This is a genomic window from Arthrobacter sp. NPDC093125, assembly GCF_044754225.1.
GTDB lineage: Bacteria > Actinomycetota > Actinomycetes > Actinomycetales > Micrococcaceae > Arthrobacter.
The window spans coordinates 159,364-175,877 of sequence record NZ_JBIVOQ010000007.1 but is presented as its reverse complement, the minus strand read 5'-3'; the positions used below and the strand labels follow the sequence as shown (position 1 = coordinate 175,877).

The following is a 16,514-nucleotide window of genomic DNA, read 5'->3' as shown; positions in this document are numbered from 1 at the left end:
GTGTTCCCCTTGCACTAGTGGTGTGATTCTTATCGGTCGAGTCCGGGCCCGGCGTCGTGCCGGCTGGGCTGATAGGTCTTCGCTGGTCTTGCCGGTGTGGGCGTGGTCGGCACTACCGAGCCAGGGCGGATGGGGGTCATGCCGCGGCGGGCAATATCAATTGCCCTCGGCGGCAGTGCTGCCTCGGTCGCAGGTGTGTGTTCCGCTCCCACCGGTACAGCCTTGGGCATGGTGGCGGTGAACGGGGCGAGCTGGTTCTCGACCACTGACCGGATGCGCGCAGCTTCCCGGGTCCGGCCGGACTGGGCGTGCATTTCATACACCGCGAAGGCTGTGTTGATCAGCTGCACCATGAGTGCCGTCTGCGCCGCTGTCTTGTTTTTGCTCGACGCTGCCATGAACAACATCGCCGTGCCGGCAATGGATGGCAGCGCGACGGGTTTGCCGTGCTGCCGGGGAGCCCGAAGTTGGGCTGTGCGGGACAGCTCCTCGGCTGTGGCGGCCAGCGGCCCGGGTGTCGGTTCGAGCCGGTAGGACCATGCTGCGAAGGCACCGGAAACCTCACGCGCTGCTTTCGCCCAGGTGGCGTGATCGTCACGGGGAATGGTGCGGAGCTGGTCGGCCAGTGCTGTGGCGTTGCGGGTGTATTCCACCCACACGTCTGCTGAAGGGGTCGCGTTCTCGGGACCGGTCCTGGAGACCTTGCGCTTGTTGCGGGCCGCAGCGTTCCATTCCGCTGCGGCTTCGGTAGCCAGGTGCGGTGAGTCCATCCATTCCTCACGCAATGTACCGAGCTTCAGGTCGGACGCGAGGGTGCCGCCGCCGAACCAAATAGGACGATCACCCCGCAGGGGGCGTTCGGCGACGGAGTAGCCGACGATGACGTCGGTGGTGTTCTTCGCGTAGCGGGGACGAACCAGCATCCCGGTGTCCCGGGCGCGTCGAACGAACTCCGCTTCGGTAGCTGACGCGCTGGCGCTGGCGCGGACTTTCCGGGCCAGCGAGGAGCGGTGCATTTCGCGATCGTCTCGGACGGCGGTGGCCTTTTCGGCCCGGTCGTAGCCGCGGGTGGCGTGCACGCTCGAGAGCTGCTCGAGCCCGTACTTGGTTTCGAGTTCGCGGCAGGTCTGTTGGGCCCGTTTGTAGTCGCCGTGGGTGGAGGCTTTGGTGCCGTCCTCGCGGACGAGGGACACGGCGATGTGGATGTGGTGGTTGCCGTTCTCGGACGTTCCGTGGTTGATCGCTGCCCACCGGCACTGGGCTTTTCCGCTGGCCTCGGTGAAGCCCATGGCGTCGACGAAGTCGTTCGCGATGTCGCCCCACTGCTGGTCCGTCAGGGCGCCTTCTTCGGCGCGGAGGCTCAGGGAGCAGTGCCATACGTCGGCGTGCTTGTGTCCGTTCGGTACGCGTTCTTTCTTGACGGGGTCCCAGCGGAAATCCTTCTGCAAGACCTCGACCCCGAACGCTTTTCGGGGCTGGTCCAAATGCTTCGCGATGGCGACCGCGTCGTCCTTGTCCAGGACGCCGTCGTCGTACCAGGCCATGATGGCCGCGTCCCCGGCGACCAGGTGCGGGTCAGTGTGCGCGTTCTTCGTCTTATCCGTGTCCGTGGAGGCCAGGTAAAGCATGAGCCCGGACATCCGGGAGCCGCGGGTGATGTTGGGAATCATCGCCCTACATCAGCCCCTCAATCGTCCGGTCAATACGCATCGCAACCTCTCGCACATACGCCAGCGCCGCCTTTGCGTCCTGGGGGAACTCGTCGCCGGCGTTCGCGTGCCGGGCGATCTGGTTCACGTTGTTCGACACCCGCGCCAACAACGTATGGACCGCCATCAGTTCGGCCATCGCCGCCCTGCGCTCGGTCGGCGTCTCCGACTCCTCCGACAGCGCAGCGGTCAGCAGCAGGTTCGGGACCGTGACCTTCTGCCGGGCAGCCTTCGCGAGTAGGGCTGCTTCCTCCTCCGCCGTCACCCAGACGTCGCGGCGCTTCTTGGTCCCTGCCGGGGAATTCGCACGGCGCCGTTTCGAAAGCCGGGATCGCGGCACATTCTCTTCAGTCACGCACTCCCCCAATCCCTTCAACGGCCCAGCGCAGCGACCCCGAAACCCGGGGACCCACAAGCCAGTGTGCCAAGCAAACAACCACAGGGCCGTGAGCGACACACCATTTACACCCGTGCAAATGTATAGCTTGCTCCGCGCTGTGGCCCCGCCCTTCATCCTGCCCCGGGGTGGGGTTGGATTCCTGCCGGTCGCTGCGCGCCTGTCCTTTGTAACGACTGCGTCGTTCCGTTTCGGCTGTTGAGGCTACTGCCCGGTCCTTCCTTGGCAAGTCTGCGCCTGGGGCTTTCGCGGCATATCCTCGCTGCGCTCCGGTATTCCACGGTCCCCAGGCTCCGACTGGCCAATTCCCTCACCGGTCAAGTGCTTTCGGGCATGCCGAAAGGAACGCGGCATGGGGCAAGCGAAAGGCACAGTCATGGCTCTCATCCCACCAACCGCCGTGGAACAGCACTACGGCATCCCGGTAGCGCGGCTGCGCCGCCGGCGCAACGCAGGCATCGGACCCGAAAACTTCCAACTCGGACCCCGCAGCATCGCCTCCTACGCCCCCGACCTGGACGACTGGCTCCGGGACCCGGCCAACGCCCACCTGCACAACAACACCCCGAACCGCGAACAAGGCCACCGGCGCCGGGAAAAGGTCCTGGTCGCCGCCACATAGGGGGCGGGACGGGCGACTGCAGACACTCCTTCCGCCTCACCACGCAACAGCATTCCCGGTGCACCCACGGCTAGCTCGCAGGCACCGTGAAGCCCGTTTGACCAAGGAAAAAACCCAGACCATCCAAGGAGACCGAACCATGGAACCAGACCACATCCGCTACGCACCCGCCACCGGGAACGGACACGACTTCCTGTACACCCAGGTCAGCTTCACCCCGGCTCCCCAGCGCGACCACATCCTCCATACAGCTGCAGAGCAGCGCTCCGATGACTTCTGGTTCCAGAAGGAACCCTGGGTACTGGAGGACTGCATCAGCCTCGTCGCAAGCCGGCATCTGCAAGGACAGACAGGCATGAATGCCTACATCACCGGCCGGGACGGTGAAACAGCGCGCGTGGTGACCCTCGTCCCCACACCCCTGGCGGAACGGTCATCCTTCGAATCCCAAACCTATCTTCAGACATCCGAGATGCGACCGCTGACGGCCGCCCAACTGAACCGGCTGCCGGAGCTCACCGCACGGCTCCGGGAGATCGTTCCCGACAACCAGCAGCCCCACCTTGAAGATCTCGCCCGCAACGTCGCACAGGACATCCCCTCCCGCACCGACCTCATCCGCGCCTACCAGCGCACCTCCGTCACCGAAGTCCTCGCCAAATACGACGCACGCACAGCCCCGCCCCCAGGCATCGACAACTTACCGGCCAGCATCAAAGTCGCCAGGCTCAACTTCCCCAAACACCCGGGTTCGGCAGTGACAATAGCTGCAGCTGGGAACCCGGCCGGCCAGCAAACCGGACCCGTCCCGCGAACTTTCCTCAGCCCGGAACCGGACCACGGCTTCAGCCGCTAAAAGGGCAACACAGCGCAGCACCGTCCCCGCCCACCGCACACAGGAAGATTAATCTTGGAACCATGGCGATCATCGACATTGAACAGACACGTAACCAGGCCCGCGCACTCCTTGACTCACGCATCGAAGCCGTCACCACCCTCGTCAAAAGCCGGCAACGGGTGGCAGACCTGAAAGAACAACTCGCCGACGCCGAGCGCGAAGACAAACGCGCTTACGTCCGAGCCACCAGGGACGGCTGGAGCACCGATGAACTGAAAAAACTCGGGCTCGAACCCGCAGCCGCAGCACGCCGCCGCAAAGCCGCCACCCGGACCGCAACCAGTGACAACTCCGCGCCTTCCACCATGGCCAGCACCGGGCCCGCCAGCGACCACCTCCAGGAGTAGGAGCAGGGTTCCCGGCGTAGGAGCAAGGCTTTAGTACAGGGCACGGAAGTTCCCCCTGGTCCCACCGTGCTGCTCCCGCCCCGGCTTTACGCAGTGGCTGGTTTTTCTCCGCCGTTGAAGGCAAAGCCCGGTTCACGGCGGCGCTGCGATGCGTGGAAGGCCGGCACCTGCTCAGGTGCCGGCCTTCGGGCTTTGAAGCAGAGGGTGGTCAGTCGTCGGCGGTGCTGTCACCTTCGGGGAGCTGGCCCGACGCGATGCGCTCGGCGGTCCGATCGAACGCGGCGTCGATGTAGGCGAGCAGGTCACTTTCGCGGACCCGCCAGACGCCCCGGCCGCCGAACTGCGCCGCGCGCAGCTCGCCGCTGCGGACCAGCGCGTACACCAGCGGGCTCTTGACGTTCAGGATCTCGCAGACCTGTTCCAGCGTCAGCAACTTCGGCAGCGCCGGCCCGTGGGCCGGCGCCTGCTGGATCGTCTTGGTGTCCTCTGTCGGTTTTGGCATGCTTAGTCGCTTTCTTCCCGGTGCTGGATCTCGTCCCTGGTGCGCTGGCCGCGCCGCAGCGAACCCGCCGGGGCCGGATCCCATTTCCGTCCCCCGTTGTGTTTGCGCTGCAGGCGTCTGACTTCCCGCATCGTCGCCCTCACGATGAAGTCCGAGACACTGGCATCGCCTTCCAGGTGACCGGCGGCCAGGAACGCGGCACGGACCTGATTGGCCTCCTCCTCCGTGAAGTAGGGAGTGAACGCCGGAATCTTCTTAGAGCTCACTGGCCCTCGTCCGGAGCAGCGGCAGCTTCGGGTGTCCCCTGGTCCGGGGCCGCGGACTGGTTGGTTGGCTCGTCGGGGGCGGGTGTCTGGTGGGGGGTGATGCGTGCCAGCAGCGCGTCGTAGGCCGCCTGCATGGCGCCTTCGCGTGCAGCGGCAGCGGCGAGCTTCGCGGCGGCGCCGGCAGCTTCGGCGGCGGCGGCCCGCTCCGCGGCGCGGGCTTCCTCGAGCTCTCCGGTCAGGGCCGTCAGCTGTGCCTGCAGCTCGCCGACCTGCGCGGTTAGTCCGGACACTGCGGCGTCTTTTTCCTCGGTGAGCCGGTCTAGGTCGGCGACGAGCTCGGCGATCTCGGCGTCTTTGTCTTTGCGTTCCTGGACCCAGGCCGCTTCCAGAGCCGTATGCCGCGCGTCCGCCAGGGCGGACGCTTCGGCCCACGCCATGCCGGCCAGGCGCGCCGATGCCTCCAGCAGGCCCGCCGGGGTCGCGGCGAGCTGGCTGCCTGCGGCCTGCCGCTCCTCCAGCCACTCCTTCAGGTACCGGGTCGCGTCGGCGTTGCTGACGCCGGCGGCCGCGCGCACCGTCGAGACGGTCGGGCGCCGGTCGGCGGCGATCTGCGCGGCGGCAGCGTACACGCGGTCTTTCACGCTCTGCGTCATGGGCGTCCATCCCGTCCAAGAAAACAACAAGTAGTAGGAGTAGTAACGATACGACTCCTACTACTAGGGCTTGTCGCCGCTTCTAGAACGCAGGCTCTGAGGCCGCGCCGGGGAGGATGACCCGGCCCGAGGGGTTGGCGTCCTTGCCGAACCAAGGGTCATCGTCGGGGTAGTCCCGGGGGCTGATGGTGAACTCATCGGCCGGGTGCCTGCCGTCGTGCGCTGCGTCCGTGGGCTGGGGTTTGCGGCTGGCCTGGGCTGTGGCGGCGGCGTAGCGGAGGGACAGGCCGATCTCGTCGACCTCGAGTTCGATGACGGTGCGCTTCTCCCCCGCCTTGGTTTCATAGCTCCGGGGCTTCAGGACACCGCTGGCGACGACGCGGGAGCCTTTGGTCAGGGAGGCCGCAACGTTCTCCGCGGCGTCGCGCCAGACCGAGGCGCGCAGGAACAGGGTTTCGCCGTCTTTCCATTCCTTTGCCTGGGCGTCGAAGGTCCTGGGGGTGGAGGCGATGGTGAAGTTCGCGACCGCGGACCCGGACGGGGTGAAGCGCAGTTCGGGGTCGGTGGTGAGGTTGCCGATGATGGTGATGCTGGTTTCGCCTGACATGGTTTCGTTCCTTATCTGCTGGTTTCGTATTGGCGCGCAACGTAGGGGGTGGTGTTTTAGCTCTGGTGGGCCATCGCGGCGGTTTCGATGCTGATGACCTGCGCGATCCTGGAAGGGTTGAGGCCGGACCAGTGGTTTTCGGTGCCGTCCCTGTCGTAGACGACGACGGGGGCCTGGGAGTAGCCGAGTTCTTCGGTGATGTACTCGAAAGCGGCCTGGTTGGCGGTGATGTCCACTTCGTGGAAGGACAGGCCGGCCTCAAGGAATTTCTGCTTGGTTTTGGTGCAGCCGAAGCATCCGGAGGACTTGGTGTAGATGGTGAGAGTCATTTGTCAGTCCTCGGTTTCGTATCACTCTGGTTAGGTTCGTCTGATCTGTACTGCTGCCTCCATCCTAGCAATCATTCAACTGAATGAATAGGTATTTTGCCGCTATTTATAGGGCTTTTTAGGATCAAAATTGTAGGTGCTTCGTGAGGTGGGTCCGTCAGCTGACGGCGTTTAGCCACCCGTTCCTGGTCCTCGGAATAGAGCCTGCGGTAGAACTCCCCCACCGCCTGGCCGCACCGGTGGCACTGAGGCATGCCGTCTGCTTCCCGTATCGTCCACGGCCGGCTTTTTATCGCTCGGTTTGTCCCTGTTTGGGAAACAATGAACGCATGTGTGCGGCAGATACGTGATGGCAAAGCCCAGCAGTGACCTGTTGAGCCACTTCGGGGCTCTCTGACGTCTTCCCCGGCACCGGTTTTGTCGGCATGCTGGCATTGATCCAGGCAAGAACGCGGGCATAGCGTCTGTTTGTACGGGCCGGCCGGGCTGGCACGGTGAGTTCCCGGTATGCAGCGCCGGTCCGCGAAGGAGGTGGCCGTGCCGAAAGTTGCCCGTTTCCTGATCCTGCCGTTTGTAGTGCTGGCAGCGTTCACGGCGGCACAGCCGGTACCGACCGCGCCGCCGCCGACTTCCCCGCCGCCGCCCGCCTCCATGGCAGCCTTGGGCGACTCCATTACCCGGGCCCTGGCAGTGTGTTGTTCGAACGGGGACAACTCACGTCACTCGTGGTCCACAGGCGACCGCCCCGGCGATGGAGTCGCCAGCCACTACGAGCGGTTGACAGGGCTGGACCCGACTATTGCGGGTCGCAACCACAACAACGCCATCAGTGGCTCCACAGCCAGGCATCTTCCGGGCCAGGCCGAGATGGCGGTCGAGCAGAACGTGGAATACGTGACCATCCTGATCGGAGCCAACGACCTTTGCGCCTCATCTGCCGCCGCAATGACGTCCGAGGCAGAGTTCGCTTCCCACATCAATGCCGCCTTGGCGACGCTCGCTCGTGGCCTGCCCAGGGCACGCATCTTCGTTGGCAGCATCCCGGACCTTTACCAGCTTTGGAAGGCCCTGGAAAACAACGCAGAGGCGCGCGACGCATGGTCCCGCGGCACGTGCCCATCGATGCTTTCTGCCGGCAACAGCGAGGAGCAGCGCCAGCTGGTGGCCGGGCGGGAACTCGCGTACAACAGAACCCTTGCCCGGGCCTGCTCCCGGTACAGAAACTGCCGCTGGGACAACAACACAGTGCATGACTTCAAGTTCTCGCCAGGCCACGTCAGCGTGCTCGACTACTTCCACCCAAGCCTGGAGGGCCAGGCACGCCTGGCTGAGCTCACCTGGCGGGCGTCATGGTGGGGCGACCAGCAGTGACAGGGCTCCGGCTCCTGTTCCCGCCCCGGGGGTGTGGCCCTTATCCCTGAGAGGTGGCCCAACGCCATGGGCGAGCACTTTGCTGGCGCCACCGCCGGCGCGGTCAGGGGCCTGGGGTCCGGAGCTCTGGGACGCCGCGCCCCGGATGGCGCAGCCGGGGAAGCAGGCCGTAGAGAACGTCAAGGACCCCTTCCAAAAGGGTTGACCGGGTTCACAACGGAACGGTGCGGTTCCCTCGGAGCCGCACCGTTATGTTTGACGGCCCATCTGCGCAAATGCGTGGTCAAGAGTGGGAAAAGACAGGTACCGATCACCCGTGCAGAGCGGGGATCACGGGGTGTTGACTTCAGGAGGGCGGCAGTTGGTTGAGGCCCTTGTGGTGGCTCAGGTCGCCGGCGTCCCTTTTGGTTTCCGGGCACCCCAGCCCGGAGAGAGGCGGGGCCGGCGACGTGAGTGTCCGCTGAGCCGGGCATCTCCCCCCAGCCGTCGTCGGCCCCTTTCATCCCCCGCGTCCCTGGAGCCATACCTCGCTCGAGGAACCGCAACAGCGAGGAGCTACCTGCATCACCACTGAATCCTCCGCCCCTTGTCCCGGTCGACCCGGTTCCTGGAGCAGGCCGGCGGGCCGGCCACAAACGCTTGACCTGCTCCTCTGACTGTGACAAGCGTCTCAAGTAAAAACGGCCCCGGTGGGGAACCCGCCGCGTAGGGTGGGCGTTATCTATTCGTAACATTCCCCAACTGAAATGCGTGAATATGGCTGCGGACTCCGCTACCGAAGACAAGCCGAAACAATTCCTCGGACTAAGTGGTGCCCAGACTATTGGCTCGGCTCTGGCCGCGGTGACCTCTGCCTTGGTGGGGTCCTTTCTAGGCGTTGCGGGGACGCTGATCGGCGCGGCGCTCGGCTCCATTATTGCCACAGTGGGCGCCGCTCTCTATGCCCGAACGCTCAGTTCGGCCGCCATTCTGGCCTCGACGAAAATCCCCCAGCGCCGCAGGGGCGGACTGGCCGCTGACGACCGGGAGGTGTTGGCCGCCGACGCTCCGGCCCAGAGCGAGGAACCTCGAGCCAAGCGTGTGAGGAGGCAGTTCACGCCCATGACCTGGATCAAGGTTGGGGCGGTCAGTGCTGCCGCATTCGTTATTGCAATGGTTGGTGTCACTGCGTTCGAATTCGGGACCAATCAGCCCATCTCCAGCCTTGTCTCGTCGACCTCGAGCATCGACGGCGGTGCGGTCGCACACACGACGACGCTGGGCAAAGCACTGAGCGGGAATCCGACAATCCCGGACAAGACAGACAAACCGATTGAGAAGGTGGAGGAGCTGCCCGGGCAGGTCGAGGAAGGCCCTGCCAAAGAAGGTGGCCCGACCACGGACGGTAGCCCCGGTGGCGGAGACAGCGGTCCGGCCGGAACTGAAGCGCCCGGAGCGGACGAAACAGGCGACACTCTGCCGACGGACCTCGCCCCCGAAACCGAACAGAGCATGGAGCCTGCCCCCGAGGCCGAACAGACCTCGGTGCCGGAGGTGCTCACGGATCCGGGATCGGCCGGGCAGCCCGCACCGTAATGGCCAGGACACGGATACAGGCCCGATAGGAAACCCTCTTAAACCGGCACCGCTCACTCAAGCGGCACTGGCGGCCTAGCCCGAGCGGGTTTGTGACCACCGTGGAGGCCGCACACTGGCTCAATCAGCCCTGGACCCCCAACCAGCACATGCAGTGGGCGTAGCGCAGGACGTCACACCGGCGAGCTGTGGATAATGACGCCCGATGGTCACCGGCTTGAGCGAAGCCGAAACGTCGTCACTCTCGCCAAGTATTTTGGGCATCCGGGTCGCCGGCGTCAGGGCAGAAATGCCGTCTGCCACGACTGTCGAATTTCTTCTTCTCCATCTATCACCTGCTCGACGGCGTGCGTCAGCGGTCGGTGATCAGGTCGTCGGTCACGTGCCGTGTGCGGCGCGAACCGCTCTGCGATCATAAGACCGTGGCGAAAAAGTTCAGGGGGGAGGGATCATGCCGCTCGCGACCGTGTTCGTCGTCGTCGGGCTCCTGATTGGCATGCCGTGGTTCTTCCAACGCTCGCTCATCTATTTTCCCGACCGCGGCCAGCCACGCCCGGCCGCCGAGCTGTTGCCCGGAGCCCGGGAAGTCACGCTCACGACGAGTGACGGCCTCGAGCTTGGCGCCTGGTACCTGCCAGCCGCAGGCGGCTGCCGCGCGACCGTGCTCGTCGCAGCGGGCAACGGTGGCAACCGGGCTTATCGGGCAGGGCTGGGACGGGCGATCAGTGAGCTCGGCTTCGGCGTGTTGCTCTTCGACTATCGAGGTTACGCGGCGAATCCCGGTTACCCGTCCGAGGACGGTCTCGCGCGCGATGTCCGCGCCGCTCGCGAGTTCCTGACAGGTGCGGCAGGAGTACCGGCGGGCTCGCTCGTCTATTTCGGGGAGAGCATCGGCGCCGGGGTGGTCACGGAGCTCGCCACCGAGCACCCTCCAGCCGCGATGCTGCTGCGCTCACCCTTCACCTCGCTCGCCGACGCCGGCCGGGCAGCTTACGGCGTGCCGGTGGGCTGGATGCTTCGCGATCACTACCCGGTACGCGAGAACGTAGTACGAGCGGACATCCCGACCGCCATGGTCTACGGGAGCGCGGGCACCATCGTGCCCGCACAGCAGAGCCGGGACGTGGCTCAGGCGGCCCGGGACGCCGGACACTACGTCATCGAGGTGGAGGTAGCGGCGGCGGACCACAACGATGCAGCACTGGCGCTGGGTCCCGAACTCATCGGTGCCCTCGTCGACGTGACTGGCCGCGGCGGGGCGACCGGGTGCCCGTGACGGGTAAGGACGCCGAGTGCACGCGCGTTTCGGCCCGCTCACCACACACGCTTCACGTCAATGGCCAAGTGGAAGTCCCCGGAGCGGCGCGCGCTGGTGCCGGCGGAGGGGTACTACGAGTGGGAGAAGACCGAAGACGGCAAGAAGATCCCGATCTACCTGCCCCCGAAAGGGATGATCTGCTGGCCTTCGCGGGACTGGGTATGAGTGGTGGCCGGACCCGTCCCTACCGGAGGATGACCCGGGCAGGTGGCTGCTGTTCTGCACCATCCTCACCACCACCGCACACGATTGCCTGGGCCACGTCCACGACCGGTCCCCCCGTCATCGTCCCACCAGACATGTACAAGGATTGGCTGGACCCCGGAACCAAGGACAAGGCGGACATCCAGCAGCTGCTGGACGCCATGCCGGAACCCGTCCTCACTCAGCGGGTTGTCAGTGACCGGGTCAACAGTGTGCGCAACGACGGCCCCGAGCTCATCGAGCCGGCGGCCGCTCCCTGACCGCCGGGCACGGGCGCAATGTCAGATGAACCCGCAGGGAGAACCGGAGTGCATGGATCCGGTCCTTGGGCCACGTCGTTTTCCGAGGGCTCGCTCCGCGGAGGCGGCAGCCTCCAACGTCAACGTCAGAACATCGGCGCCTAAAGTGAGTGCCTAGAATTGGTGTGCCGCTCTTGAGCCAGGAGGGTTGCGGTGGCATCCTCGACGATCCGGAAAGTCCAGTTGCCGCTGTTTTTCGTCCTGGCATACGCCATCACGTGGGCAGTCCAGGTCCCGGCTTATCTCTTCGTTGCTGTCCGGGGCGAATCCCTGACCAACGAGGTGAACCTGCTGCACTTCCTCGACCTCTTCAGAGGAGTGCTGGACCCCGAGTTCGCAGTCGTGTTCCTACTGGTGTCCTTCTCTTTCGGGCCGACTCTTGCCGGGCTCATAGTCATCGCTCTCACCCGCGGGACGGCCGGTCTGAGGGAGCTGGCCTACCGGCTGACAAAGGTTCGAATACCCTGGCACTGGGTCGCCGCGATCCTCCTGATCCCGGTGCTGCTGGCCATCGCCAGCCTCGCCGTGGCGTTTGTCCTCGGCGGATTCCAGCCTCTGCACTACAACCCGCTGGTCCCTCTGATCCTGGCTGGTCCGTTCCTGGTGCATCTTCTGATCTTCACCGGGCTGGCGGAGGAAATCGGGTGGCGCGGTTATGCGCTGCCGGAGCTGTTGCGCCGGCATACGGCCGAGAAAGCCAGCTGGATCCTCGGGCTGGCTTGGGGCCTGTGGCATCTGCCGTCAAACCTGCTCCTGCCGTACCTGCGCGGGCAGCTGACGATCCCCATGGCAATCGCCGTCCTGCTCGGGCTGACCTTCGGAGCGGTCGGCTGGACCATCGTCCTGACCTGGCTCTACATCAACACCGGCAGCCTCTTCTGGATGGTAGTCCTACACGGCTACTACAACTGGGTGCACTCTTACCTGGTCATCTCCTCCGGCAGCTACACCGCCCAGGTCGCGGCCGGAGTCCTGCCCTGGGCGATCGCGGCATACTTGCTCAAGAAGAACGACCCAGCCACATTATAACAGCTGCGGCGCGGCCACGGAGACCAAGGGCCAGCACCGGGCTCATCAGCACCATGAGCGCACATCCCGGCCTGTCGCTGGCAAACAGCCGCGACAGCTACACCACCGCGGAGCTGGCAGGATGGTGATGTGACGATACGCGCTGCGGATGAGAATGACGGTTCGGTGTTGCTGCAGGTAAAAGTCTCGATCGTGGGCAGCGAACCGGTCATCTGGCGATTGCTTGAGGTCGACTCCTCCCTGACCCTGGACAACGTCCATAACATCATCCAAACGGCGGTTGGCTGGCGCGATTCACACCTGCACTCCTTCACTGACACCGACCCGTTTGTTCGTCTGCGTGCCGTCAACGGGCAGGTGCCCGAACCGCGGCGCTGGGTCTCGGAGGATCTGCTGGAAGACAGTGACGATGACCTCCCCGAAACGGACTGGCGACTGGGTCAGGTCCTCACCCCGGAGTCCGGTCCCCTGTTCTACGAATACGACTTCGGAGACAGCTGGATCCACCGGGTCGAACTCACCGGAAGCCTCCCCCGGCCGTCCGGCGCACCAAGGGCGCGGCTCCTGGACGGCGCACTGCGGGCACCGCTGGAAGATTCCGGCGGTATCGGCGGCTACCACGACCTGCTCGACGCCCTGGCCAACCCCAACCACGACGAGCACGAGGACCTGAAGGCGTGGGTGACATGGACAGCCGGGCCATGGCAGGAATTCGACCCGGAACGGCTGGACATCGACGACGTAAACCATGAACTGGCCCTGCTGTTCCCTGCTCCCTCAGCCAACGAACCTGGCCCCGGAAGCGAGTCACTAATTCAGGAACTGGCGCACCGGCTGCCTCCTGGCATCCGCCGGGACTTCCGTTCCTACCTCGCCGCCGCGGACCTCGACGGACCCTCGACGGTGGACGCGGCCACGGCTGAGGCCATGGTTGCCCCCTATCTCTGGCTCGCCCGCCGTATCGGCGGGGACGGACTCCCCCTCACCGCTGCCGGCTGGCTGCCGCCGGCCGTGGTCCACGAGGCAATGACCGAGCTGGGTTGGGCTAAGAACTGGATCGGCAACGCCAACCGGGAGGACCAGACCCTGCCCGTCCTCCAACTGCGCGAAAGCGCCCAGCGCCTCGGCCTGATCCGCAAAATCAAGGGCCGGCTCGTCCTCACAGCGGCGCTGAAGCGGCTCCTCGATGATCCCGCGGGCCTGTGGCTTATCCTCGCCCGGGCTCTGGCCCACCGGCACCGTCATGATTCCGGGCGCGACGCGGTCCTGCTGCTCCTCCTCGAGGTCGCCGCAGGGAGACGGACCGTGTGGGAGGACTACCTTGATGCCGTCGCATTCGGCCTCAGCGCACTCGGCTGGAGGACCCGCATTGGAGCCGAACTGCCGCCGGAAACTGTAGAGGCACTCCTCCACGAGCCCCGAGAAGTGCTGTCAAACCTCGGAGTCTTCCACGACGGTGGCGGAACGCAGACAGCAACCATCGTCACGCAGCCGGGGCAGTCCTTCGCCCGGGCCGCCCTTCACTCATAACCACTCACCCCCCACACACGCGGTACGCAGCAACGCGACACGGAGCTTCAGAGGCTACCGGGTATGTACAGCAGTGGTATTCACATGCCGTGCACCAACCGGGACCAGTGGACACACCCGAGGGTCACGACACGCCGGATGCTTTCTGTGGATGAACTGACGGGATTTTTCCACAGCCGCCCGTTCCTTCGGGCGCGGCAGGCAGGCACCCTGTGCACAGACCCACCTGGCTGTCCGCGGCGCAGCATTGGCTGACGGTCCCCGCACCTACGATGGTCCTCCAGCTGCAAGAGGAAGGCATCCGTGACGAAGCAGCAGAGCAACGAGCGTTCATTTCGGCTCCAGGTCGCAGGCATCTGGATCGCCTCGGCAGGGCTTGTCCTGGCCCTCTTCCGGACCGTCCTGGACATCATGGAGGTCATCGGCCGGTAGCACCCCTTATGTCTGACCTGCATCCTCTGGTGCTCGGCGGGGCGTTGGTTCCCGAGTCAGGGTCCGGCTTCCCGACAAGCGTGAAGCCGGACCCTCTGACCGCCGGCGCGTAGTGGAAACATCCTTCGGCGGTGTCTTCAAAGGTACTCCTGCCGCCTCCGATGTGGGGTGGGCCTTCCGGGCGAAACGGGAAGGGGGCGGCACGTCCGCGAACAGCCATGGTCAGGGTTCAGCTCCTGCCACGGGATGCGATATCCGGGCCGCGGCGATTGTGGATCCGTCAGTGGCCGTGGCCCGGAGGTGCCCGCCGGTTAACCCGGAAAGGAGCCGGCATGTGCCGGCTCCTTTCGGGTTCCTCTGCAAAAAGAAATCTGGGTCGAGTCTAGCTCAATCATTGATCGCTGCAGGCCGTCTGCCGCTGATGCCGTCCATGTGCTTCGGCAGCCAGGTTTGAATCTCTCTGGTGCCAGAGCCGGCGCATCCGCGAGGTCGGCGTGGCGGCGCGGCACCTGGTGTGGGTCCTGGCAGTTGCGGTGAACGGCGGTCCGCCGCTGGTGAGTGCCTGCGGTGGTTCGTACTGGGCGGCGGACCGCCCGCGACTGCCGACGGTGACGTACCCGGCCTGTGGTGAGTGGCCGGGCGGGGCATGGTGGACGCACCGCCCGGCACTCGTCCTGCCTTACTCGGCGGCGCCGGTGTCCTCGCCGGTGGTGTTGGCCTGGGCGCTGTCGAGGATGATCTGTTCCACGTCGCTGGCGGTGTAGCCCCAGGCGACGAGTTGGGTCAGGTAGTCGCGGTGGGTCTGGCTGAGTGAGCACCATGAGTCTTTGGCGATGGTCTTTTCGTACCCGGCGCAGATGAGCGCGATCAGGGCGACTTCGGGCCGGGCCGTGGTCTTGGCGACGTGGTCCCTGAGCGGGTTCCACCCCCACCGGTCGCTCTCTTCGGCTTTCACGCCGACCATGTCGGCGGCGACCTTTGCCGTCATAGCCGCTGGCGGTTTCGGGGTGGTGGGTGATGGCGTGGACGGTGAAGTACTGCCAGCCCTTGGGTGCCTGCTTCCGGGCCAGCAGGGTTTTGACGAAGTCGCGGCGGACGGTGGTGGCGGACTGCATCAGCTTGTTGTTCTCGATCAGGGTTTTCCGCTCGGCTTTCTGCTCCTCGCTCATGGGGCCCTTCGCCCCTGATGTGGTGCCGTAGCCGCTGTACCGGAGGGTATAGCCAAGGTCCTTCCACGCGGCCACCACGGGGACGGTGGAGTGGGTGCCGTTGTAGCTGGTGGTGATGGCGACGGCGTTGGCGTCCTCCTCGGTGGCCGGTTCCCCGTCGGGCCGGTTCAGCGAGGAGACCCGGACGTTGTCACTGTCCACGTCGCACCCGGCGGCATCGACGACGGTGGTTCCTCCCGCTTCCAACTCGGCCTTGAGGGCGGCGAGGGCGGCTGCGCGGTCCCGGCGGTCCCGGAGCTGCTGGGTGACGTGCAGGAGCATGTCGGGTTCGTCCCGGATGACGGGTTCGAGTTCCTCGGTCGCGTCCTCGTCGTCCTCGATTATGTGGACAAGCTCCATTCGTCAACGCTTCCGGTGCTGTTTGGTCGGATTCTCGGCACCATAACGGGCCAGGTGATCCAATAAGCTCTGCCTATGGCAACCATGTGGTGGAAATCCTTGCCGGATTTTGAACGCGATCTAAAATCTGCGAATGATGCCCGCGTTGAAATCATGCGGAAGTGGGCAAGTGACCACGAGGCCGCTGCAGACGCCCCCGGCCCAAGGCGAGCACCCAAGGCGAGACGCCTCTTCAGGCTGATGAGGGTCGCCGCAGACCAGGAACTAGCCAGGCGGCGGCCAATGTGAAAAAGTGACGACCTCTGAGCCTGACGGCGACGTTCACCAGAACGCCAAAAGGAGATGCAGGGGCCAGTCGTTTTCCTTAATAAGGTCGCTTGAGACTGGCTTCAGTACCGTCCCGACCGAACACTAGTCCTACCCGCGCCAAAGCTTTCAGAGGCGGGTACCACTGGATGGGGTGATCGGTGATCCACTCAATGGTTTCTTCAAGGGTGACGGGCAGGGTGTCCGTTTCATCTTCGCCAGGTCCTGCCGTTCGCTCATCCGTCATGAAGTAATCAGCAGAGTAGACAAAGTCCTCCGGTCGAACAGGTATATGCTCAGGCTTTCCCCACACCAGGACGAGTATGTCGTAGTTGACCCATGGCCCACTCAGCACTTTGCCGGCGAACTCCCTGCGGCCCGCGACGATCGCATCCCAGCTGGGCCCGTACCCTTCCGGCGGCTCCGGTGCCTGCTGCAACGCGTCCAGCAACGCTATGCGCTCGGCCCATTCCTGCTTGACCCGCCGCCGATTCCTCCACCACACTCCGGCTGTACCTTTCCTCCGAGGGGATGAAGGAAGGCTATCGGATC

The 16,514-nt window shown here is 65.1% G+C and carries 19 protein-coding genes and 1 pseudogene; 11 read left to right on the top strand and 9 right to left on the bottom strand.

Features of this window, described 5'->3' with window-relative positions; all coding sequences use genetic code 11:
* Nucleotides 1-29: 29 nt before the first annotated feature.
* Nucleotides 30-1,670, bottom strand: a complete 1,641-nt coding sequence (locus ACIP9X_RS14915; protein WP_400480519.1) for a relaxase/mobilization nuclease domain-containing protein — start codon at nucleotides 1,668-1,670, stop codon at nucleotides 30-32.
* A 4-nt stretch (nucleotides 1,671-1,674) separates the two neighbouring features.
* Entirely contained in the window at nucleotides 1,675-2,064 is a 390-nt protein-coding gene (locus ACIP9X_RS14910) for a MobC family plasmid mobilization relaxosome protein (RefSeq protein ID WP_400480518.1), read from the bottom strand.
* 394 nt (nucleotides 2,065-2,458) lie between these two features.
* On the opposite strand from ACIP9X_RS14910, the gene ACIP9X_RS14905 reads away from it, so the two are divergent.
* The 3 genes from ACIP9X_RS14905 to ACIP9X_RS14895 all read left to right on the top strand — a co-directional run bounded on the left by ACIP9X_RS14905 (nucleotide 2,459) and on the right by ACIP9X_RS14895 (nucleotide 3,973).
* Nucleotides 2,459-2,728 (top strand): hypothetical protein, encoded by a 270-nt coding sequence (locus ACIP9X_RS14905; protein WP_400480517.1) that lies wholly within the window; start codon nucleotides 2,459-2,461, stop codon nucleotides 2,726-2,728.
* Between the two features lie 139 nt (nucleotides 2,729-2,867).
* Nucleotides 2,868-3,584: a hypothetical protein gene (locus ACIP9X_RS14900; RefSeq protein WP_400480516.1), complete on the top strand. Its 717-nt coding sequence runs from the start codon at nucleotides 2,868-2,870 to the stop codon at nucleotides 3,582-3,584.
* Nucleotides 3,585-3,646: 62 nt separating this feature from the next.
* On the top strand, nucleotides 3,647-3,973 hold the full coding sequence (locus ACIP9X_RS14895; RefSeq protein ID WP_400480515.1) for a hypothetical protein: 327 nt from the start codon (nucleotides 3,647-3,649) through the stop codon (nucleotides 3,971-3,973).
* 208 nt (nucleotides 3,974-4,181) lie between these two features.
* On the opposite strand, the gene ACIP9X_RS14890 is transcribed toward ACIP9X_RS14895, so the two are convergent.
* The 5 genes from ACIP9X_RS14890 to ACIP9X_RS14870 all read right to left on the bottom strand — a co-directional run bounded on the left by ACIP9X_RS14890 (nucleotide 4,182) and on the right by ACIP9X_RS14870 (nucleotide 6,330).
* The gene (locus tag ACIP9X_RS14890; RefSeq protein ID WP_400480514.1) at nucleotides 4,182-4,475 is read right to left on the bottom strand and encodes a helix-turn-helix domain-containing protein; all 294 of its coding nucleotides are present in this window, start codon (nucleotides 4,473-4,475) and stop codon (nucleotides 4,182-4,184) included.
* A 2-nt stretch (nucleotides 4,476-4,477) separates the two neighbouring features.
* Nucleotides 4,478-4,741 carry a hypothetical protein gene (locus ACIP9X_RS14885; protein ID WP_400480513.1) on the bottom strand — a complete coding sequence of 88 codons (264 nt, stop codon included), beginning with the start codon at nucleotides 4,739-4,741 and terminating at the stop codon, nucleotides 4,478-4,480.
* Complete coding sequence (locus ACIP9X_RS14880) at nucleotides 4,738-5,394, bottom strand: DNA-binding protein (protein ID WP_400480512.1); 657 nt, start codon at nucleotides 5,392-5,394, stop codon at nucleotides 4,738-4,740. The genes ACIP9X_RS14885 and ACIP9X_RS14880 overlap by 4 nt, the downstream gene beginning before the upstream one ends.
* An 82-nt stretch (nucleotides 5,395-5,476) precedes the next feature.
* Nucleotides 5,477-6,001 carry a single-stranded DNA-binding protein gene (locus ACIP9X_RS14875; RefSeq protein ID WP_400480511.1) on the bottom strand — a complete coding sequence of 175 codons (525 nt, stop codon included), beginning with the start codon at nucleotides 5,999-6,001 and terminating at the stop codon, nucleotides 5,477-5,479.
* A 56-nt stretch (nucleotides 6,002-6,057) separates the two neighbouring features.
* Nucleotides 6,058-6,330 (bottom strand): glutaredoxin family protein, encoded by a 273-nt coding sequence (locus ACIP9X_RS14870; protein ID WP_400480510.1) that lies wholly within the window; start codon nucleotides 6,328-6,330, stop codon nucleotides 6,058-6,060.
* 537 nt (nucleotides 6,331-6,867) lie between these two features.
* Here ACIP9X_RS14870 and ACIP9X_RS14865 point away from each other — a divergent pair.
* From ACIP9X_RS14865 to ACIP9X_RS14830, 8 genes are all read left to right on the top strand, one after another.
* Nucleotides 6,868-7,701 carry a GDSL-type esterase/lipase family protein gene (locus ACIP9X_RS14865; RefSeq protein WP_400480509.1) on the top strand — a complete coding sequence of 278 codons (834 nt, stop codon included), beginning with the start codon at nucleotides 6,868-6,870 and terminating at the stop codon, nucleotides 7,699-7,701.
* A gap of 756 nt (nucleotides 7,702-8,457) precedes the next feature.
* Nucleotides 8,458-9,276 (top strand): hypothetical protein, encoded by an 819-nt coding sequence (locus ACIP9X_RS14860; RefSeq protein WP_400480508.1) that lies wholly within the window; start codon nucleotides 8,458-8,460, stop codon nucleotides 9,274-9,276.
* A 496-nt stretch (nucleotides 9,277-9,772) separates the two neighbouring features.
* Complete coding sequence (locus ACIP9X_RS14855; RefSeq protein WP_400480507.1) at nucleotides 9,773-10,552, top strand: alpha/beta hydrolase; 780 nt, start codon at nucleotides 9,773-9,775, stop codon at nucleotides 10,550-10,552.
* A gap of 60 nt (nucleotides 10,553-10,612) precedes the next feature.
* On the top strand, nucleotides 10,613-10,759 hold the full coding sequence (locus tag ACIP9X_RS14850; RefSeq protein ID WP_400480506.1) for an SOS response-associated peptidase family protein: 147 nt from the start codon (nucleotides 10,613-10,615) through the stop codon (nucleotides 10,757-10,759).
* A gap of 134 nt (nucleotides 10,760-10,893) precedes the next feature.
* The gene (locus tag ACIP9X_RS14845) at nucleotides 10,894-11,058 is read left to right on the top strand and encodes a hypothetical protein (RefSeq protein ID WP_400480505.1); all 165 of its coding nucleotides are present in this window, start codon (nucleotides 10,894-10,896) and stop codon (nucleotides 11,056-11,058) included.
* Between the two features lie 192 nt (nucleotides 11,059-11,250).
* Nucleotides 11,251-12,126 (top strand): CPBP family intramembrane glutamic endopeptidase, encoded by an 876-nt coding sequence (locus tag ACIP9X_RS14840; RefSeq protein WP_400480504.1) that lies wholly within the window; start codon nucleotides 11,251-11,253, stop codon nucleotides 12,124-12,126.
* Between the two features lie 129 nt (nucleotides 12,127-12,255).
* Nucleotides 12,256-13,656, top strand: coding sequence for a plasmid pRiA4b ORF-3 family protein (locus ACIP9X_RS14835; RefSeq protein WP_400480503.1), 1,401 nt, complete (start codon nucleotides 12,256-12,258; stop codon nucleotides 13,654-13,656).
* Nucleotides 13,657-13,959: 303 nt separating this feature from the next.
* On the top strand, nucleotides 13,960-14,088 hold the full coding sequence (locus tag ACIP9X_RS14830; RefSeq protein WP_400480502.1) for a hypothetical protein: 129 nt from the start codon (nucleotides 13,960-13,962) through the stop codon (nucleotides 14,086-14,088).
* 679 nt (nucleotides 14,089-14,767) lie between these two features.
* Here ACIP9X_RS14830 and ACIP9X_RS14825 read toward each other — a convergent pair.
* Together ACIP9X_RS14825 and ACIP9X_RS14820 are read right to left on the bottom strand one after the other, a co-directional pair.
* Nucleotides 14,768-15,635, bottom strand: a pseudogene (locus tag ACIP9X_RS14825) (chromosome partitioning protein ParB); the annotation flags it as partial.
* Nucleotides 15,636-16,020: 385 nt separating this feature from the next.
* A complete protein-coding gene (locus ACIP9X_RS14820; protein ID WP_400480501.1) occupies nucleotides 16,021-16,467 on the bottom strand; it encodes a hypothetical protein in 447 nt (148 codons plus the stop codon).
* Nucleotides 16,468-16,514 lie beyond the last annotated feature (47 nt).